This window comes from Mesorhizobium sp. M0306, assembly GCF_040321655.1.
Lineage (GTDB): Bacteria > Pseudomonadota > Alphaproteobacteria > Rhizobiales > Rhizobiaceae > Mesorhizobium.
The window spans coordinates 417801-437855 of the sequence record NZ_JAMYRY010000001.1 but is presented as its reverse complement, the minus strand read 5'-3'; the positions used below and the strand labels follow the sequence as shown (position 1 = coordinate 437855).

The 20055-nt window shown below is 59.8% G+C and carries 18 protein-coding genes; 8 read left to right on the top strand and 10 right to left on the bottom strand.

Annotated features, from left to right (window positions below; translation table 11 throughout):
- Positions 1–4 precede the first annotated feature (4 nt).
- The 9 genes from kdpB to NKI95_RS02160 all read right to left on the bottom strand — a co-directional run bounded on the left by kdpB (position 5) and on the right by NKI95_RS02160 (position 7728).
- On the bottom strand, positions 5–2098 hold the full coding sequence (gene kdpB / locus NKI95_RS02200; protein ID WP_352713755.1) for a potassium-transporting ATPase subunit KdpB: 2094 nt from the start codon (positions 2096–2098) through the stop codon (positions 5–7).
- Positions 2099–2311: 213 nt separating this feature from the next.
- Positions 2312–4015 (bottom strand): potassium-transporting ATPase subunit KdpA, encoded by a 1704-nt coding sequence (gene kdpA / locus NKI95_RS02195; RefSeq protein ID WP_352713753.1) that lies wholly within the window; start codon positions 4013–4015, stop codon positions 2312–2314.
- A 25-nt stretch (positions 4016–4040) separates the two neighbouring features.
- The gene (locus NKI95_RS02190) at positions 4041–4130 is read right to left on the bottom strand and encodes a K(+)-transporting ATPase subunit F (RefSeq protein ID WP_023675300.1); all 90 of its coding nucleotides are present in this window, start codon (positions 4128–4130) and stop codon (positions 4041–4043) included.
- A gap of 17 nt (positions 4131–4147) precedes the next feature.
- Positions 4148–4417: a hypothetical protein gene (locus NKI95_RS02185; RefSeq protein ID WP_352713751.1), complete on the bottom strand. Its 270-nt coding sequence runs from the start codon at positions 4415–4417 to the stop codon at positions 4148–4150.
- Between the two features lie 44 nt (positions 4418–4461).
- Positions 4462–5943 carry a hypothetical protein gene (locus NKI95_RS02180; protein WP_352713748.1) on the bottom strand — a complete coding sequence of 494 codons (1482 nt, stop codon included), beginning with the start codon at positions 5941–5943 and terminating at the stop codon, positions 4462–4464.
- Between the two features lie 113 nt (positions 5944–6056).
- The gene (locus tag NKI95_RS02175) at positions 6057–6239 is read right to left on the bottom strand and encodes a hypothetical protein (protein WP_352516894.1); all 183 of its coding nucleotides are present in this window, start codon (positions 6237–6239) and stop codon (positions 6057–6059) included.
- On the bottom strand, positions 6239–6427 hold the full coding sequence (locus NKI95_RS02170) for a DUF3606 domain-containing protein (RefSeq protein WP_292657372.1): 189 nt from the start codon (positions 6425–6427) through the stop codon (positions 6239–6241). The genes NKI95_RS02175 and NKI95_RS02170 overlap by 1 nt, the downstream gene beginning before the upstream one ends.
- A gap of 228 nt (positions 6428–6655) precedes the next feature.
- Complete coding sequence (locus NKI95_RS02165; protein ID WP_352713745.1) at positions 6656–6886, bottom strand: hypothetical protein; 231 nt, start codon at positions 6884–6886, stop codon at positions 6656–6658.
- A gap of 407 nt (positions 6887–7293) precedes the next feature.
- On the bottom strand, positions 7294–7728 hold the full coding sequence (locus NKI95_RS02160; protein ID WP_352713743.1) for a DUF3597 domain-containing protein: 435 nt from the start codon (positions 7726–7728) through the stop codon (positions 7294–7296).
- A 523-nt stretch (positions 7729–8251) separates the two neighbouring features.
- On the opposite strand from NKI95_RS02160, the gene NKI95_RS02155 reads away from it, so the two are divergent.
- The 4 genes from NKI95_RS02155 (at position 8252) to NKI95_RS02140 (ending at position 11948) form a co-directional block, all read left to right on the top strand.
- The gene (locus tag NKI95_RS02155) at positions 8252–8860 is read left to right on the top strand and encodes a YdeI/OmpD-associated family protein (protein WP_352713740.1); all 609 of its coding nucleotides are present in this window, start codon (positions 8252–8254) and stop codon (positions 8858–8860) included.
- A gap of 454 nt (positions 8861–9314) precedes the next feature.
- Positions 9315–9587, top strand: coding sequence for a hypothetical protein (locus NKI95_RS02150; RefSeq protein WP_352516899.1), 273 nt, complete (start codon positions 9315–9317; stop codon positions 9585–9587).
- A 272-nt stretch (positions 9588–9859) separates the two neighbouring features.
- Positions 9860–10267 (top strand): hypothetical protein, encoded by a 408-nt coding sequence (locus NKI95_RS02145; protein ID WP_352713737.1) that lies wholly within the window; start codon positions 9860–9862, stop codon positions 10265–10267.
- A 322-nt stretch (positions 10268–10589) separates the two neighbouring features.
- Positions 10590–11948, top strand: a complete 1359-nt coding sequence (locus tag NKI95_RS02140; protein ID WP_352713734.1) for a tyrosine-type recombinase/integrase — start codon at positions 10590–10592, stop codon at positions 11946–11948.
- A gap of 171 nt (positions 11949–12119) precedes the next feature.
- Here the strand turns inward: NKI95_RS02140 and NKI95_RS02135 are convergent, their stop codons facing one another.
- The gene (locus tag NKI95_RS02135) at positions 12120–13166 is read right to left on the bottom strand and encodes a hypothetical protein (protein WP_352713731.1); all 1047 of its coding nucleotides are present in this window, start codon (positions 13164–13166) and stop codon (positions 12120–12122) included.
- A 199-nt stretch (positions 13167–13365) separates the two neighbouring features.
- On the opposite strand from NKI95_RS02135, the gene NKI95_RS02130 reads away from it, so the two are divergent.
- The 4 genes from NKI95_RS02130 to NKI95_RS02115 are packed head-to-tail and all read left to right on the top strand — an operon-like array spanning position 13366 to position 20028.
- The gene (locus tag NKI95_RS02130) at positions 13366–14880 is read left to right on the top strand and encodes a type I restriction-modification system subunit M (RefSeq protein WP_352713728.1); all 1515 of its coding nucleotides are present in this window, start codon (positions 13366–13368) and stop codon (positions 14878–14880) included.
- Positions 14870–15997, top strand: coding sequence for a restriction endonuclease subunit S (locus tag NKI95_RS02125; protein WP_352713725.1), 1128 nt, complete (start codon positions 14870–14872; stop codon positions 15995–15997). Before NKI95_RS02130 ends, NKI95_RS02125 begins: the two co-directional genes overlap by 11 nt.
- Before the next feature lies 1 nt (position 15998).
- Entirely contained in the window at positions 15999–19298 is a 3300-nt protein-coding gene (locus NKI95_RS02120; protein ID WP_352713723.1) for a type I restriction endonuclease subunit R, read from the top strand.
- Positions 19285–20028: a M48 family metallopeptidase gene (locus NKI95_RS02115; RefSeq protein WP_352713720.1), complete on the top strand. Its 744-nt coding sequence runs from the start codon at positions 19285–19287 to the stop codon at positions 20026–20028. Before NKI95_RS02120 ends, NKI95_RS02115 begins: the two co-directional genes overlap by 14 nt.
- Positions 20029–20055 lie beyond the last annotated feature (27 nt).

Genomic DNA, 20055 nt, shown 5'->3' with positions numbered 1-20055 from the left:
TTCCTTATGCGAGACCGAGAGCAGTGATAGCCATGTCGATCACCTTGATGCCGACGAAGGGGACGACGACGCCGCCGAGACCATAGACAATGAGATTGCGGCTGAGCAGCGCACCGGCGCCGACCGCGCGGTATTTGACGCCCCTTAGCGACAGCGGGATCAGCGCGATGATGATCAGCGCGTTGAAGATGATGGCCGAGAGGATAGCGCTCTGCGGCGTCGCCAGATGCATGACGTTGAGCGCTTGCAGCGGCCCGGCGGTCTGGCCCGGGGCGATGTAGAAGACGGCGAATATTGCCGGGATGATGGCAAAATACTTGGCCACGTCGTTGGCGATGGAGAAGGTGGTCAGCGAACCACGCGTCATCAGCAGCGCCTTGCCGATTTCGACGATCTCGATCAGCTTGGTCGGATCGCTGTCAAGATCGACCATGTTGCCGGCCTCGCGCGCCGCGACCGTGCCGGTGTTCATGGCAACGCCGACATCGGCCTGCGCAAGGGCCGGCGCATCGTTGGTGCCATCGCCGCACATCGCGACCAGCTTGCCTTTGGCCTGCTCGTCGCGGATCAGCTTCAACTTGTCCTCGGGCGTCGCCTGGGCAAGGAAGTCGTCGACGCCGGCTTCCGCCGCGATCGCCGCCGCGGTCATCGGATTATCACCGGTGATCATCACCGTGCGGATGCCCATGCGGCGCAATTCGGCAAAGCGTTCTGCGATGCCGCCCTTGACGATGTCCTTCAGATGGACGACGCCGAGCAGGCGCCCGTCGCGCTCGACCGCCAGTGGGGTGCCACCCGATTTGGCGATCTCGGCGGCGATCCCCTGGAGGTCGCGGACGGTGTCGCTGCCGGGGCGCGTACTGCCTGTGGCAACGGTCGAGAGGTTGACGTGGGCAAGCACCGCATCGACTGCGCCCTTGCGGACCGAGGAGCCTTCCAGATCGACGCCGCTCATGCGGGTTTGCGCGGTGAAGGGCACGAAAGTCGCGTGCAGGCTTGCCATGTCGCGGGCGCGGATGGCGTATTTTTCCTTCGCCAGGACGACGATCGAGCGGCCTTCCGGCGTTTCGTCGGCAAGCGAGGCAAGCTGGGCCGCGTCGGCCAGTTCCTGTTCGGTGACGCCCTTGACCGGACGAAATGCCGTCGCCTGACGGTTGCCCAGCGTGATGGTTCCGGTCTTGTCGAGCAGCAGCGTGTCGACATCGCCGGCCGCCTCGACGGCGCGGCCCGACATGGCGAGTACGTTGAAGCGCACCAGGCGGTCCATGCCGGCAATGCCGATGGCCGACAGCAGGGCGCCAATTGTGGTCGGGATCAGGGTAACGAACAGGGCGACCAGCACGGTCACCGAGATATAGCCGCCCGAATACGAGGCGAAGCTCGGGATCGTCGCCGTCGCCAGCACGAAGATCAGCGTCATGCCGACGAGCAGGATGTTAAGCGCGATCTCGTTGGGTGTCTTCTGGCGCTCGGCGCCCTCGACCAACGAGATCATGCGGTCGAGGAACGTATGGCCGGCAGCCGCAGTGATGCGCACGCGGATCCAGTCGGACAAGACCTGCGTGCCGCCGGTCACCGCCGAACGATCGCCTCCGGATTCGCGAATGACCGGTGCGGATTCGCCGGTGATGGCCGCCTCGTTTACTGAAGCCACGCCTTCGACCACCTCGCCGTCCGAGGGGATGATGTCGCCGGCTTCGACCAGCACGATGTCGCCGACCTTCAGGCTGGTGCCGGGCACCAGTTTGAACTTGCTGCGGTCGCCACCGTTCAACAGCTTGGCCTGCGTCTCGGTGCGCGCCCGGCGCAGCGAGTCTGCCTGCGCCTTGCCGCGGCCTTCGGCCACCGCTTCGGCGAAATTGGCGAAGAGCACGGTGAACCACAGCCAGATGATGATCTGCAGCGTGAAGCCAAGATCGCCGCCGCCGGTAACGAGATCCTTGACGAACAGCACGGTGGTGAGCGCCGAGACGACGGCGACGACGAACATCACCGGGTTCCGCATCAAGGTGCGCGGGTTCAGTTTTCTGAAGGAACCGCCGATAGCGGGCCACAGAATGCGGGTATCCATGATGCTCACGGATTTCGACGGGCTCATTTGGTGGCTCCAGTGTCGATGTTGTTGACCGGTCGATCGTGTGCCGAACGAAGGTGCGGCGGCCCGTAAGCCAGCAGCCAGATCATGATCAAGGCTGCCGCAATAGCGAGGAATGTGGACAGCGTCGGGAAAGGAGGGGGCGTTTTCTCCCCCTCCGGCTCGGGGCGATGCCGGACCTTTCGAGGTATGATCTTGAACCAGGGCATCGCCGTTTCAGAATGTCTGACCGTGAATCATCGCCAGGTGCTCGACGATCGGTCCGACCGCCAGGGCAGGGAAGAAGGTCAAGCCACCGACGATCAGGATGACACCGGCCAGCAGTCCGACGAACAGCGGACCGTCCGTCGGAAAGGTGCCGGCGGAGGCAGGGACGGTCTTCTTCGCAACCAGCGAGCCAGCAATCGCCAACGCCGGAATGATGACCAGGAAGCGGCCCATCAGCATGCCGATGCCGAGCGTTATGTTGTACCAGGGCGTGTTGCCGCTGAGACCGCCAAAGGCGGAGCCATTGTTCGCCGCGGCCGAGGTGTAGGCATAGAGAACCTCGGAGAAGCCGTGTGGACCGGCGTTGGCGATGGAAGCAACGCCGGTCGGCAGCACCACCGCGATAGCGGTGAAGATCAGCATTGCCAGCGGCAGGCAGAGCACGGCCAGCATAGCCATCTTGACCTCCTTGGCCTCGATCTTCTTGCCGAGATATTCGGGCGTGCGTCCGACCATCAACCCGGCGACGAAAACGGCAATGACGATGAACATCAGGATACCGTAGAAGCCGGCGCCGACGCCGCCGACAATGACCTCGCCGAGCTGCATGTTGATGATGGGGATCATGCCGCCGAGTGCGGTGAAGCTGTCATGCATGGCATTGACCGCGCCGCAGGACGCGGCTGTGGTGATGACGGCAAACAGTGCCGACAGGGCGATGCCGAAGCGGCTCTCCTTGCCCTCCATGTTGCCGCCGTCGATGCCGAGGGCATGGACCAGAGGATTGCCGGCGGCCTCGGCCCAGTAGCAGACGGCAACGCCGGCGATGAACAGCACGCCCATAGCCGACAGAATTGCCCAGCCCTGGCGCTGGTTGCCGACCATGCGGCCGAAGACATTGGTCAGCGCCGCGCCGAGGGCAAAGATCGTCACCATCTGGATCAGGTTGGAGATTGCATCGGGATTTTCGAAGGGATGCGCGGCATTGGCGTTGAAGAAACCGCCGCCATTGGTGCCGAGCATCTTGATGGCGATCTGCGATGCGACCGGCCCGACCGCGATGGTCTGTTGCGCGCCTTCGAGCGTCGTCGCGTTGACGTAGGCAGCGAGCGTCTGTGGCATGCCGAGATAGACATAGACGAGCGTCAGGACGATGCAGAACGGCAAAAGCAGATAGAGCGTGCAGCGGGTCATATCGACCCAGAAATTGCCGATGGATTTGCCTGAGGCCCTGGCAAAGCCGCGGATCAGTGCGACCGCAATGGCGATGCCGGTCGCCGCCGACAGAAAATTCTGCACGGTCAAGCCGGCCATCTGCACGAGATAGGACATCGTGCTTTCGCCGCCGTAGTTCTGCCAGTTGGTGTTGGTCATGAAGCTGGCGGCGGTGTTGAAGGCCAGCCCAGGTTCGACGGCGGTCATGCCGGCCGGATTGTAGGGCAGGCCGCCTTGCAGCCGTTGCAGCAAATAGAGCACCAGGAAGCCGGCCAGGTTAAAGAACAGCAGGGCCGCCGCATAGGAGGTCCAGTGCTGCTCCTCGCGCTCGCTGGTCCCTGATATGCGGTAGAGCCCGCGCTCGAGCGGGGCCAGAATTGACGATAGGAATGTGCGCTCGCCGCTGAAAACGCGATGCATGTAGCCGCCGAGCGGCTTGGCCAGCAAAACTACGATCCCGCAATAGACGAGGATCTGCAGCCATCCGTTGATTGTCATGGGGTTGGCTCCTTGCCAGCGGAGATCAGAAGCGTTCCGGGCGAACGAGGGCGTATGTCAGGTAAGCGAGAAGAAACAAGGTCACGGCGCCGCCGAGGATATAGTCGAAAAGCATGTTGCGATCCCCTAAACTTACAGCTTGTCGCAGGCTTTGATGTAGCCGAAGCATAGAGCAAAGAACGCGATTCCAATCCCGACAACAACGATGTCCATCGTGCATTTTCCTTGGTGTTTGTTCTTTTCAACTTGGACAAAACTATCCGAGCCTGTCGCCGCATCACATCGGCGGCCGGATACATCGCTTCGGCGAATATGGATCAAAGTGCCATAAAGGTTCGAGACGGGACGCGGAGCAAAGAAATCAAAATCCCATAAGGATTTCGCCGCCTCGGCACTGACCACAGCTTCAGGAGGGAGGTGCGCACCGGCGCGCGAAGCTGCCGGGATCAGTCGCGGCGGGTATAGATCACCGCGTAATCGTCCGCATAGGCCCGCTTCCAGCCCAGTTCCTCGAAGAACGGAATGCGGCTGTCGTCGGCGGTCAACAATGCCCAGCCTACCGTATATTTCTCGAGTTGGGCTTTCAGGATCGGCTTGCCCCGGCTGTGCCCAGTCTGCTCATCCGTTTCCGTAAAGCCATTCAGGAAGAGCTGATCCGCGCGGCCGTCGATAAACGTCCTGATGCCATGGAAAATCAGCGTGCCGCCGAAATTGTAGGAGTTCAGCAGATTGCCCGACAGTTTATGGGTTTGGGCGAATGCCAGCGCGTCCCTCGCCGAGGTCTTCTGGCTCGGCACCACCGGATACGCCATGAACGCCGCAGCCGCCGAAACCACCAAAACGGCAAGTCCAGCGCAAATCCTGGAAAATTGCCGCGCGAAAAATTGCTCGAGTCCGTCGCGCTTTTCAGCCGCCCATTTTGCGGCTGAAAGCGCTGGATATTGTTGCGCGACCTCGACGGCAAGGACGACCGGGACAAGAAGAAATAACAGGTACATGAACCGTATGTGGGTGAGATAGACGTGCAACGTGAAGACAAGGAACAGCGCCTTGGCCCAGCCAATGCGCAATCTCGACACGAGCAGCCCGAAAAACGCCACCAGCAGGGCCACCTCCTGGAGGGTATGCCGCGAGGCGTCGAACGGCTGCCACTCCGCAATGTAAGGCACCGCCTCATTGCCATAGGCCACGGTGAATGTGGCGAGTATGGCCTTGACGCCATAGGGATTGAGCAGGCTGATCAGCGGGCAAAGCAGCCCGAAAGCGATCCACTTGGCCAGCAGCCGGGGGTTCGACAAGCGCGTGCGCATGACGAGGTCGAGGCCGGCGAAGGCGGCGATGACGAAACCGAAGGTGAAGGTGGCGTGGAGATTGGCCCACAGGCAAAGCAGCGCCAGCTGCCACAAAGGCGGCGCTTTCTCGTTGCGTGCGGCTTCGAAAAGACCGGCGGTCCAGACGACGATGATGGGCAAGGTAAAGATGTGCGGCCGGGCGACATAGATCGGCCCGATCAACAGCGCGAGAACCAGCGTCAGTCCTATCGCCAGCGTCGGCTTCAACCACGCGCTGAGATACCACGACGTCAAGAAGGCCGTCAGCGCGATTACTGCAGTCGCCAGCAGCACCACGCCGTTCCAGCCGCCGGCTTCAAAGGCAATTGCAAGGAGAACCTGGCTAAGCCATTCCTTGGCGATCCATGGCTGGCCGGCAAAAGTGTAGGAATAGATGTCGACGGTGGGGAATGTGCGGCTTGCCAGCATATCCATGCCGACCTTGATGTGCCACCAGCTATCGGGATCCTGCAGGAGGGAGGTGGCAAAGGCGAGGAGCGCCGCCGCCATCACGACCGCCGCCAGCAGGCAAAACACCAGCCTCACATGCCGTATGTCGTCTATCGACGGCCTGGCCTCACCAGATATCCCGTGCATATGGCATCCCTGAGCCGCGATAGCGGAAGGGATAGGCCGAATTTGTTAGAAAACCGATAAGCTGGAGGATTGCGGCCACAACCCTGTGCCGCGCGTCCAACCGGCTCGGCGGCTCAGCCCTCGGCCTTGAAGTTCTTGGCCTCCTTCTCGACCTTCGGGCTGTCCTTGCCGTGCTTGCGCATCAGATCCTTCGCCTGCTTCGGCGAAACGTCGGTGGTTTCGGCCAGACGCAGAGCCTCCTTTTCGTCCGCATCGCGCGTCTTGCGGTCGGCCGTTGCGGTTTTCTTGTCAGCCATTACGACGCTCTTATGCTCTCGGCGATTTCGTTCAGCACCTTGCGGTCGGTGCCGTGGCGCTTGATCAGCGTGCGTGCCTGATCCGGGGTAATGCCCGCTTCCTCGGCGAAGTGACGTACCTCGTAATCCTCGCCGCCCGCCACTCGTGAGCGGTCGCGACTGTCGGTCTTGGTTTTGTCGTCGGCCATGGCAGCTCTCCTCATCTCAACGAGAGCATAACGGGCAAGATTTCAGCGAGTTCCTTCGAGCGTGTCGCCCAATTACCGCCCTCGGGCATGACCCGGCATGAGCAGCGGTTTTGCTCAAAGCAAGGGCTTGGTGCCAGGCCGACCTTCACGCACAAACAGGCTGGCTTCTTTGGCGGCGCTGCCAACCGCCCGCCACTGCTCCTGCAGCCTGATATTCGTTCCGGATTGCTAATAGGAGCGATGGTCGAACACGACGCCCATGGTCCTACCAACGGCCGTCATGACGATAAGCTCGACCAGATCGTCGTCACTGTTGCCGCAGGCCGGAGCCGTCCTGCGAAGGATGTCCAGCATCGCCCTCGTCGATATGGTGTCGCCGGCACCGAACCGTGAAAGCGCAGATGAAACAAGCTCTTGGGCCGTCAAGTCGGCGACAGGCACCCTCTGCACCACGTTCATTGGCTTCCTCCCACCATGAACCCTCTCCCGGGAGAATGATACGCCGAACGTCGCGTTTCGCCAGCGAAATGGTGGTCCTACCAGCGTGCGGGCAGCGACCGAAAATCGTCGGTTTGCGTGAGGCAATCCGGGCGCGAGGCGGCAGCGCTTTTGTGCCATGCGACTTCGCCATAGACCCAATCCCAGCGGCCGGGATCGGTCTAAATTTTATTTACTTGGCAGTCTGATGCTTGGCAGTGTGGTCTGCTCGGTTGCGGCCGAAGCCAGCGCAGCAAGAACCACGGTGCGGGCAGGACCAGGACGGTTCGTCGTTTCATGGAAACGCCGAACCGGTCTGTTTTTTTGTTTGACGCAATTCCGGACGGAAAACCGTTCACACGTTTTCCTGGAATTGCTTGTCTTATGACCTAGGCGGCCAGGTCGCTCGGAAGCTTGCCGCCATTTTCGGCCAGCTTTTTCATCAGTGCATCATGCAGCCACAGATTCATCGTTACGGTGTCGTTCATGTCGCCGGTGTAGTTCAGCTCGTGAGCAAGCTCCTTGCGGGCGCCGAGGCTGCTGTCGATATTCAGAGCCTTCATCAGATCGACAATCGAATTCTTCCAGTTGAGCTTTTGCCCCTTCGCGGCCACCGCCTTGTCGAGAATGGCAGCGATGTCCGGAGCAGGGGACGGCGCGGCCGGCGCTGCCGGGGCCGGGGTTGCAGCCGGGACGGATCGGGTAGGCGCCGTCGGCTGGGTGGCCGTGCTCGAAGCAGGCGCGGGAGACGGTTGCGCCGGCTGCGCTTCGGCCGCAACCGCGTTTCCGAAAATCGCACCTTTGATACTGTCGAAAATGCCCATTGTTATCTCCTGTGTGCCTTGACGGTGGTGTTGCCTTGACGGTCGGTGAGGCGACCGTTGCCGAATGCCGCATTGAGCGCCCTGGTTGTACCGGGCCACGAACGCGACGCGGCGGCAACTCCAAACTGGCTGAAAGGTAAAGGCTTGGTTGCGTTAGAAAATCGACCGAGACGGCAGCAGTTCGGGCTAGAGACAGCTCGAGAGACCGTCAAGTGCAATGGGTGGCGGCCTAATTGAAGGCTCTCAGCATGCATCCAGATAAATTAGAAGTTGCAAATAAATCTGCGGAATGCCGAGCGGTTCCGTACGAGTAAGATCAGTGTCAGTGGCCAATGGAGGCATTGGAGCGGTACCTGGAGGGAGACGCTCTTGATGATGAAAGCAGAAAGATCGTCTAGGTTACGTATTCGCATCGTTGAGGGGAGCGAACCATGATCCCGGTTGTCGGAGCTGATATGAGCGCGCGCGCGGCCCGCAAGCGGTTCGGCGTCGTTACGCGCCTGCGTCACGGGCGGACCGGCTGATGGCGCCTGTCAAGGTCGACCCCGCCAAGGTGCGCGAGTTCAGGGATGCCGAAAGCTTCCATGCCTGGCTTGGCGAGCATCACGACAGCGAGGACGAAGTCTGGATCAAGATCCATAAGCTCGATTCGGGGCTGCCGTCGATTACGCCGAAGCAAGCCATCGACGTGGCGTTGTGCTGGGGCTGGATCGATGCGGTGCGAAAGGCGTTGGACGGCAAAAGCTACCTGCAGCGCTACACCCCGCGCGGCAAGAAGAGCACCTGGAGCCAGATCAATGTCGACAATGTCGCCCGGCTGATTGAGGAGGGCCGGATGACCGAGCACGGGCTGAAGCAAGTCGAGGCAGCCAAGGCCGATGGCCGCTGGGCGCCCGCTTACAAGAGCGGTAAGGAGATGAAGATCCCCGACGATCTCCAGGCGGCAATAGACGCCGAGCCCAGGGCGAAAGAGATGCTGGCAAAGCTCAGCGGGCAAAACCGCTTCGCGCTCGCCTTCCGCATCCACAACATGAAGACCGAAGCCGGACGCAAGAGGAAGATCGCGGCGTTCGTGGAGATGCTGAAGCGCGGCGAGACCATCTATCCGCAACGAAATCGCGGTTCTGGATGAACATTTGGCTGCTTGTCTCCGGCATCTTGTGCTTGTCCCTGTCGGCGAGCCCCGAATGCTGCCGGATCGCTGCTCAGGCGCACCTTCGATTCTGGCGATGTCGCCGACGATTTGTTTTCGACGAGCGTCGCCTGCCATTTCGACACCAGCTCTCATTCGTTTAGTTGATGCAGGAAAAAAGTCCCGTCCTCACAGTCGGCATAGTATATTAGCAGGCGCTGTTATGAGGTTTTTGCCCGTTCAGGAGCCGACTGGCACGTGGGCCGTGTTTGATGCGACCGTGGACGTGCCTGCGGATTTCGCTGGCAGTTGCCTTATCGGCTTGCCGCGGGAGCGGGCGGAGTGGCTCGCAGCAAGAGCCAATCGAGATGCTGCAAAAGGCACTTCGATTTGCCAGTTGTCAGCTGCCGGACCGGCACAAGTTCTTAGACTTAGACCGTTAGGAGAGATTTCGATGATGCACGAACAGGTAATGGAAGCTGCGTTGGCAGCCAGAAATCAGGAAGTGGATATTTGTGGTGTCTTCGACATCACCAACAAAACCGATGCGCCAATTGGCTCTCGCCGATTGGGCGAGGCTATCCACTTTGTCGCCAATGCACCTATCGTTGGCTATGATGTTCACGCCGCCGTCATCAGATATGGCCCACTCGGAACCCCCAGCCTCAGAGCAACAGATTGCGCACAGCTGTGGGAGAAGTTTGGCGAGGCCTTGCTGCAACAGTGACGGGCAGATCTTCGGCGCGTATGGCACCAAGATCGTGCAGGACACTTCCCTGGGCGAGAAACGACATGGAAGCCTGGCGGGTAATGTTGCAATTAAATTAGCGTGAGTGCATATTTTTTGCCGGCTGGTCTCGCGAACCGGCCAGGCCCGGCGGCCGGCCGCCGATGGGCTGTCAGGCCGGCGATAAATGGTTCCGCAGGCCCGACGGTCCCCTTGGCAGGTCGCTGGAACCAAAGCATGATGCGGCGGCAAAAACGGTTTGGGGGAATGACATGCCTAAGGTTTCGGAACTCTTTTTCAAGACAGCCATCGTCTTTCTAATTCTGGGAATTGCAGCTGGCCTGCAGATGGCAATTTCAGGCGATCACGGCGCGTTTCCGGCTCACGCGCACATCAACCTGCTGGGATGGGTCACCAGTGCAATATTCGGCGGCTACTATGCGTTGAACCCGGCGAAGGCCGCCCGCAGGAGCGCGATGATCCACTACGGCGTGTACAATCTCGGCCTGGTCGTGATGCTGCCGGCCCTTTACCTAATGCTGCAGGGAAATCCGGCGCTCGAGCCGATTGTCGCCACCGGCTCAATGATTGTCGCTGTCGCCGTGCTGATCTTTGCCTTCGTGGTGTTCTCCGGCGAAACAGAGCGCTCGGTCTCGGGGATACAAGCGGTTCCGCGCTAGACGGGGCGGCGACAGTGCCGAGTCGACCAAAGCCCGTGCTTCTGGTGAAGCGCGGCCGATTGGTTGTGGGCTGATCTGAAGTAAGGGTGCGGCGAAGATGAAAGCCGCTCAGTAGCCTTCGCGCCCCCGCTGCCTGCCTCAAGATACTGCATCGCAGCGGCAGTCGCCGTCCAGTGTCCCTTCAGGCTCGGCGAGCCGGTGTGATTTAGCTGGCGGAGAGAGCGGGAAACTCTCCTCCATAGGCCCGTACCCCTTGCAGCCCTTGACTTCTGCGCATCTGAGACTCACTTGTGGGGCACCAGCGTGGGGCACCGGGGTCCGAATGGCTATCTCAAGACAGTATCTCGAATGGCACGGTCAACAGTGGCGTGTTCGCGTGAAGGTGCCGGCAAGGGTTCGCGATATCCTAGGTCGTGGCAAGCTCACTCATCCTCTCCACACGGCCGACCTCAAGGAAGCCAATGAGCGCAAATGGCCTATCGTTGCGCGGCTCAAAGGCATCATCGCGGCGGCAGAGAAGGCGCTGGGATCGAATGACCCCGTGGAGGCCGAAGCGCTGCGGCTGCGTCTCGCCAACCAAGATGAAAATGCGCAGGAGGCCATTACGCTGCGGGCCTACCAGCTTGAGGCCATTCACGGAGAGGATCGGGCGAAGGCTTTCTATGACCTCGCAAGTGGTAAGGTGACCCCGCTAGACCACCACGTTGAAGACTTCCTGAAGCACCAAGGCTACCGATTGAAATCCGAGGGCGACTTTCGCAGGGCGCTGGGGTGGCTCGAAGATTGGCTCCGGGATAGCAATCGACCCGTCGCGCTGGAGGCGGTTGGCCGCACCGAAGCGGGCAGGTTCATCGCTGAGTCGCTGGTGGTCGGCAGGGGTCACCAGAAGGCCACCGCATATCTCGGGTTCATCCGGCAGTACTGGGCATGGCTGCGAGACAAGGGACACCTCACACCCAGTGAGAACCCATGGGCGGGCCAGACGCTTCCCGCAGGGCCCCGGCAAAGGCGCGACGCTGAGCCAGACCGAGGCAAGCGGCCCTTCACTGATGCCGAGATGGCCACGCTGCTTGGCGGCGATGCTGGCCCGCTGCTCGATGACCTTATACCAGTGGGGGCCTTAAGCGGTATGCGGATTGAGGAAATTTGCCAGCTTCACGTTTCCGACTGCGAAGGTGGCGTCTTCAACATCTGGGCCGGCAAGACGGACAATGCCCGCCGCACGGTGCCCATCCACAGCGGCCTTGTGGAGATCGTCAAGCGCCGCACCGCCGGAAAGAAGGACAGCGACTATCTCTTTGAAGACCTGCCGCCCATCCCCAAGTCACGCGAGACGCGTTCCGATCCGGCCGCCAAGAGGTTCACCCGCTATCGCCGAGATGTGGGGGTCGATGAGCGGCCGAACGACAAGGCCAAGAGCAACGTGGACTTTCACTCGTTTCGCCGCTGGTTCATGCGCAAGGCACGTGATGCCATGCTTGCGGGGGCCGAGGGTTTTGACGAGTGGACCATCACGTGGGTGGTCGGGCATACGGATAGCGAACGGGCCAAGAGCCTAGACCTCAGCCAGCACGTCTACGCGGGGATGGACCCGGAGAAGGCAAAGAGGGCGCTTGTGGAGTCCGTAAAGCTACCTCGACAGTGCTCAGAGGCGGATTGCGCCCCGGAGGCCCATTCATAAGGGAATTTCGACGCGGTGTCGATCCGCTGTAACACGGTCCCGTTGCACAGAAAGCGAGTGGGTCAAACAGCATACGCGTGGCACGACCCGGATAACGCCAAAAGGCGCTTGCAGCTGCCAATCCGACCTTTTCTTAAAAACCCCTGCCGCGATCGCAATTAATATGTCGGCTCACTTCTCAGGTGCCCTAAGTCGCAGTCTCTCAGGGCTGCCGGGCTGCGAACTCCTATCTGGAGCCGGCAATTCGCGCACCTCTGGCAGCTGTTTGAAATCGAACTTTGCATCGACCGTGACGGCCGCCTTGAGCTTATCGCGATTTTCAATCTCGATCATTTCTGCTAGCGTCAGTTCGCGGGAACGTACATGTCGGCCGCTCTCGTCCACAACTTGCTCGTAGATCATTGAACCAATTTGGATCGATGCGTTTCCTGAGTTTTCCAACGCTCTTGCAACGTTTGCGAAGGCTTCTGAGGCCTTCAGATTTATGTCCGCCTGAATCTTTCCTAGAACCTGTAGTTCGAGCGCTTTTTCGATCTTGGCATATCGCTCTTTCGCCTCTTTGCTCCGCAGAGCATTTTTGAAGCGGCCGGTAAATGTCTGAAAGAACGACCCTATAACCGGTGGAAATTCATCAGCAACTTCAGCACCGAAGGCGTCGAGAAGCTTAGTGATTTCGTCCCTTAAACCTTGGACTGCGGGAGATGGAGACTCTTCGAGGAAGATTCGAATTGGGAAGTAGCGCGGCAGCGACAACAAGGACGTGTCTAGACCTAGGGATTGCACAGAAAACCAGAGCCTCATATCCCGCCCGGTCTGCGAAGAGCTTTCTGAGAGGGTTTTAATTTCCGAGGTTTTTTCAAAATTGAACGTCTGGAACTCGGTTTGCAAATTTGCCTGTCGTTCCGAGATATCTTTTACGGAATTCTCCAACCGTTCTGTTCTAGATGGCTTTTTTACCTTGGCTCGTACGCGCCGATCTACCACCGCTCTGGCGTATAAATCTGCATCATCGAATGCCTCCTCAGGAGGTTCATTCCCCGTCACATAGCTCCTGATAACGGCTCGATCGCGGCTAGTTAGCTTCTCATTGTCAATAATTAGCTTCTCATTGTCAATAAGATGACCAAAAGATGACCAATTGTCAATAAGATGACCAAGCAAATTTTCTAGTTTTATCACTCTCTCTCTCAAAGCGACAATCTCGTCGGAATCCGCCATAGCACTCTCCCCCTTTAGAGCTCGGAGGAATAGCCGAAAGATCGAGATATTGAAACCGGGACATGTCACAGGCTCTAGCGCTTGGCAAATCGGGGTGGATGAAATGGTTCAATGTATGGCCGGGGGGTAGAGCCCTTTCCCGATTGCATCGGGTGGGCCAAACGGCCAATTTCGGACGAATCGATTCAACGGAGGCATCATGGCGGCTAGTCGCGTCACACAGGCGGAAATCAACAAGGCGGCGTGGGCTGCCTGCGACACCTTCAGGGGCACGGTCGACGCGTCGGTCTACAAGGACTACGTGCTGACCATGCTGTTCCTGAAATACATCTCCGATGTCTGGAAGGACCACTACGAGACCTACCGCAAGGAGCATGGCGACCATCCCGATCTCATTGAAGCGCTGATGAAGAATGAGCAGTTCGTGCTGCCGAAGGGTGCGGGCTTCTATGATCTTCACCGCGACCGCCACAAGGCCGGCAATGGCGAGCGAATCGACACCGCGCTTCATGCCATCGAAGAGGCGAACGGCAACAAGCTACGCGACGTGTTCCAGGACATCTCCTTCAACGCGAATAAGTTGGGGGACGAGGAGCAGAAGAATGACATTCTGCGGATGCTGCTGGAGGATTTCGCCAAGGACAGCCTGGACCTGAGGCCAAGCCGTGTCGGCAGCCTCGACATCATTGGCGGCGCTTACGAATATCTTATCTCCCGCTTTGCGGCCTCTGCGGGCAAGAAGGCGGGCGAATTCTACACCCCCGCCGAAGTCTCGACCCTTATGGCGCGACTGGTCGAGCCACAGGAAGGCGACGACATCTGCGATCCGACATGCGGCTCGGGCTCGCTGCTGATGAAGTGCGGCCAGGAGATCACCAGGCACACCGGCTCCAGAAAGTATGCACTCTATGGCCAGGAGGCGATCGGTTCGACCTGGGCGCTGGCCAAGATGAACATGTTCTTGCATGGCGAGACCAATCACCAGATCGAATGGGGCGACACCATCGGCAACCCCAAGCTACGCACGGCGGAAGACCGGCTGCGCCATTTCGATGTCGTCGTTGCCAACCCGCCCTTCAGCCTCGACAAATGGGGATCGGAGAAGGCCGCAGCCGATCCCTTCGGCCGCTTCCGCCGGGGCCTCCCGCCAAAGACCAAGGGCGACTATGCCTTCATCCTGCACATGATCGAGACGATGAAGCCGCGCACTGGCCGCATGGCAGTCGTCGTGCCGCACGGCGTCCTGTTCCGGGGATCGAGCGAGGGCGAAATCCGCCGCAAGCTCATCGAGGAGAACCTTCTAGATTCGGTCATAGGCCTGCCCGAAAAGCTGTTCTTCGGTACAGGCATCCCCGCAGCCATCCTCATCTTCCGCAAGAAGAAGCCCGATGACACCGTGCTCTTCATCGATGCCAGCCGCGACTACGAGGCGGACGCCAACCAGAATCGGCTGGGCGAGGAGCAGTTTCTTAAGGTTTTGGCGGCTTTCGATGACCGCGTCTCGATTGACAAATACGCCTATCTGGCGACAGCGAAAGAGATCGCCAACAACGACTTCAATCTCAATGTCCCGCGCTATGTCGACACTTTCAAGGCGGATGAGGAGATAAACCTGATGACCGCGCGGGCGGAGCGACTGAAGCTGAACGCCGAACTTGCCGAACTTGAAGATAAGATGGAAGGATATCTTCGGGAACTTGGCTATGGTTCCTGAAGGATGGCAGCGCCGGACGCTGGGAGAAGTGACAGAACTTCAGAGGGGATTCGATCTTCCAGCATCACAAAGAGAGCCAGGCCTTTATCCAATTATTTCCTCAAGCGGGCGCTCCGGTACGCATTCTGAGCCAAGAGTAAAAGGGCCGGGAATTGTAACCGGGCGATACGGTTCAATAGGCGAGGTATTCTATGTTGAGGAGGATCACTGGCCGCTCAACACGTCGCTTTGGGTGAGAGACTTTCATGGCAACGATAAGCGCTTCGCATACTACTTTCTGCAAACCGTAGATTTTGAAAAATACAGTGATAAGACCAGTGTGCCGGGTGTTAATCGCAACGACCTACATCGAATCTCGGCTCTCGTCCCTCCGCTCGCCGAACAGAAGAAGATCGCCGACATCCTTTCGACTTGGGACGCTGCCATCGAGACCAACGAGAACCTGCTTGCAAATGCAGAGGCGCAGAAGCGGGCCCTCATGGGGCAATTGCTTACGGGCAAACGGCGACTGAAAGGATATGAAGGGAGTACTTGGCCGGATGTCGAGTTGGGGCAGATGGGGGAGTTGATTTCGGGCCTAACGTATTCCCCAAGCGATGTGGTTAAAGACGGGCAGGGCCTACTTGTTCTCCGCTCATCGAATGTTCAAGGCGGGTCCATTTCGTTAGTCGACACGGTCTACGTCAATTTGAAGCTTCCCGAGAACAAACTTACCCGCTTCGGCGACGTCCTCATTTGTGTGAGGAACGGCAGTCGGAATCTAATCGGGAAGGCGGCCAAAATCTCGAAAGAGACCACTGGCGTTGCTCACGGGGCCTTCATGGCATTGTTTCGACCGACTGAGCCAGAGTTTGCCTATCAGCTGATTTGCTCCGCTGTTTTTAGGCGGCATGTGAGCCAAAATCTCGGCGCGACGATCAACTCGATAAACGGCAGTGACTTGCGGAAATTCGTGTTTGCTTACCCTCCAAGCGCGGAGAGAAACAAAATCTCCGAAATCCTTTCAACTGCTGACGATGAACTCCAATCATTGAGAAGGCAATTAGAGCTGCTGAAGGTGGAAAAAGCTGCCCTTATGCGGGAACTGCTAACAGGGAAGAGACGAGTAACCGTGTGAGATGAATGCCCCCGAGCGCCCAAGGACTGACGAGGAAACCCAGGCAAAGGTCCCGGCGCTCACCCTCTTACTAAAGCTTGGCTGGTCCTACCTATCGCCGCAGGAGTGCCTGGGATTGCGCGGGGGAGAACGGGCGGTGTTGCTCGATGCGGTGCTGCGCGACCATATCTCGGTCTGGCGCTTTGCCTATCGCGGCGCGAGCCATGCGCTCTCCACCACCGGTGTCGCCCAGGTACTGAAGGCACTCAATGACACCGGCCTCAATGAGGGCCTCACGCCGGCCAACGAGCGGGTTTGGAAGCATCTCATCCTTGGCGTCACCGTGTCCGAGTTGATGCCGGACGGGCACAAGCATTCCGTCACCGTGCCGCTGGTCGACTTCGCGGACCCTGCGAGAAACCGCCTCCAGGTCACCGAGGAGTTTTCGGTTCAACGGGAGGGTGGGCATGGACGATTCCGTCCCGACATCGTGCTCTATGTCAACGGCATCCCGCTGGCTGTTATCGAAGCCAAGCGCCCGACCGGTAGCCATGCCGAAAAGCTGATGCTGGCCGAGGGCGTCTCGCAGCATCTCCGCAACCAGAAGCCTGACGGCGTTCCCGCCCTCTATGCCTATGCCCAGCTCCTTCTCTCCATCTCTGGGCAGGACGGCAAATACGCCACCACCGAGACCCCTGCCAAATTCTGGTCGCTGTGGCGCGAGGAGGACATTTCCGCCGCCTCGATCGACGCGATGGTCAACGCCAAACTGACGCCGCAGCAGCACTCCGCCCTGTTCGCCGAACGGCCGCCCCATGTCAGCGCTTTCTTCGATGGCCTGTGGTCGAAACCCGTCGCCACGACCGGACAAGATCGGCTCATCGTCAGCCTGTTGCGGCCCGATCGCCTTCTGGAGTTCATCCGCTACTTCCTCCTTTTCGATCGCAAGCTCGGCAAGATCGCCGCCCGCTACCCGCAGGTCTTCGGCATCAAGGCGATGCTGGCGCGGATGGAGAAGCGCAACCGCGATGGCGGGCGCGAGGGCGGCGTCATCTGGCACACCACCGGCTCGGGCAAGTCCTTCACCATGGTCTTTCTGCTCAAGGCGCTGCTGATCCACGACGCACTTGCCCGCTGCCGCATCATCGTCATCACCGACCGGGTCGACCTAGAGCGCCAACTGTCGACCACCTTCATGGCGGGCGGTGCTTTCGGCTCTGCGGTGGCGACTAAGAAGGGCGGTGAGAACGCCAAGGCGTCGTCAGGTCGCGACTTAGCGCAGCGCATCGGCTCCGGCACCGAGCGCATCATGTTCACGCTGCTGCAAAAGTTCAATTCGGCGACACGCTTTAAGGAGTGCCACAACGCGTCCGAAGACCTCATCGTGCTGGTCGACGAGGGGCACCGCAGCCATGGCGGCGAAAACCATGAGCGGATGCGCAAGGCGCTGCCCAACGCCGCCTTCATCGCTTTCACAGGGACGCCGCTGCTGAAAGACGACAAGACGCAGAACAAGTTCGGGCCGATCCTCCACGCCTATACGATGCAGCGGGCGGTGGAGGATGGGACGGTCACGCCGCTGCTCTACGAGGAGCGCCGGCCGGTGGTCGACGTGAATGCCGAGGCCATCGACAAATGGTTTGACAAGATCACCACAGGGCTTTCCGGCAAGCAGCAATCCGATCTGAAGAAGAAGTTCGCCACCCGTGGCATCGTCTACCGAGCCGGCAACCGCATCGACCTCATCGCCTGGGACATCGCCACACACTTCTCGCAGAACTTCAAGGAGCTTGGCACCGGGCTAAAGGCGCAGCTGGCGACCGACAGCAAGCTCTCCGCGATCCGCTATAAGCAGGCACTCGATGCCACGGGCGTTGTCACCAGCGCCGTCATCATCTCGCCGCCCGACACCCGCGAAGGCCATGAGGACACCGACGAGGCGAAGACCCCTGAAGTCCAGAAATGGTGGGCAGCCAATGTGGGCAACGATGCAGAGGGATATGAGCGGCGCGTCATCGACGATTTCGGCACACCGGGTGAGCCCGACATCCTCATCGTCGTCGATAAGCTGCTGACCGGCTTCGACGAGCCGCGCAACGCGGTGCTCTACATCGACAAATATCTCAAGGAGCACAATCTGCTCCAGGCCATCGCGCGAGTGAACCGCCTTCACGAGGCCAAGCAGTTCGGCTTCCTGATCGACTATCGCGGCATCCTGATGGAACTCGACACGTCGCTGAAGGACTACCAGGACCTCGCCGAGCGCACCCAGGGCGGCTACGACATTGAAGACATCGAAGGCACCTTCGCCAGCGTCTCGACCGAATACAAGCGCCTGCCAGGCCTCCACGCCTCGCTATGGGCAATCTTCGTCGGCGTGAAGAACAAGGGTGACCGCGAGCAGTTCCGCCTGGTCTTAACCCCGGACTCGGTTCTTGGCGAAGAGGGCGTTAGCTACGATCGCAATCAGAAAGTGCGCGAGGATTTCTATGCCGCGCTGACCGAGTTCGGCATGTGCCTTAAGCTCGCCCTTTCCTCACGCGCCTTCTTCGAGGACGGCTCCTTCAGCGAGGCGACGATTGCCGGCTACAAGAAGGACCTGAAGTTCTTCACCGAGCTGCGCATCCAGGCCAAGCAAGATGCCATGGAGACGGTCGACTTCTCGGCTTACGAGGAGCAGATACGCAAGCTGGTCGACAAGCAGGTCGTCGGTGTCGAGATCAAGGAGTCGGAAGGCGTCATCGACCTCACCGGCTTCACGGATCAAAAGCAGGCCGGCTATGACGCGTCAGGGTGGAGCGACGATAAGGCCCGCGCCGAGACCGATGTCATCAAGACACGACTGACCAAGACAATCGAACAGACGCTCGCCGATGATCCTTATGCACAGGCGGTCTTCTCTGACCTGTTACGGCAAGCGATCAAGGAGGCGGAATCCCTGTTCGATCACCCGCACAAGCAATACATCCTTTTCAAGGACCTTGAGGAGAAGGCGAGGATGCGGGCCAATCCCCATGTCCCCGATCGATTCCCGGATAATCCCCACGCGCAGGCCTATTTCGGTCTGTTCCCGATCGTGCTGGGCGAGGTCGCGCGGGATAGGGGTGAGGACTGGCTGGTGGATGAGGCCTTCCACATCGATGGGATCGTGAGCAACGCCGTGGCGACGTTCTCGATCAACCCGGCGAACATCGAGGCCGACATCAGGACCAGGCTCCTGCCGCGCTATTTCAAGGCGCTGGGTGGGCTGGACAAGGCCGGGGCGCTGGTAGACCACATCGTCGAGATCGTACGCCTGGGAGCCTCCCGTGGCACTCTCTGAGCGTAACATGTCGACGCTGCGTTATGGCGACCAGAACATCGCCTACGCCGTGCGGGTCAACCCAGTGCGGCGCGAGCGCATTGCCATCCATGTCCATCCCGATGGTGCCGTCGAGGTCGAGGCTCCCGAGGACGCCAGCGAGGAAGCCATCCGCAAAGCCGTAATGAAACGCGCCCGCTGGGTTCTCCGGCATGTCACCGATGCCAGGAAACGCTTCGAATATGTGCTGCCACGGCAATATGTCAGCGGCGAGCAGGCGCTCTATCTCGGCCGCCGCCATGTCCTGAAGGTAATGCAGGTGCCCAAGGCAGAGCGGTCAATCAAGCTGAAGCATGGCCTCCTCATCGTCGCGACGGACAACACCGACAAGGCGGCGCTCCGGGCCCGCTTGCGGGCCTGGTATCGCGTCAAGGCGCGGGACTATTTCGCCGGTCGCATCGAGGCAATTTCAAAGGCACTGCCCTGGGTCCAGGGGCCGCCGCCTTTCCGGCTGCTCGACATGAAGCGGCAATGGGGAAGCTGCGCGACGGGCGGCTCGGTCACGCTCAATCCGTTCTTGGTCAAAGCCCCACGCGAGGCGATCGATTACGTCATCACCCACGAGCTTTGCCATCTCAGAGAACACAATCACAGCCCCGAGTTCTTCCGCCTTCTCACGCGTGCCATGCCGGGCTGGGAGGCCGTCAAGTCGCGCCTCGACCACAGCGCCGAGATCATCCTGAACGACTAACGTCCAAGAGTGTTGGTAAGATAGGAA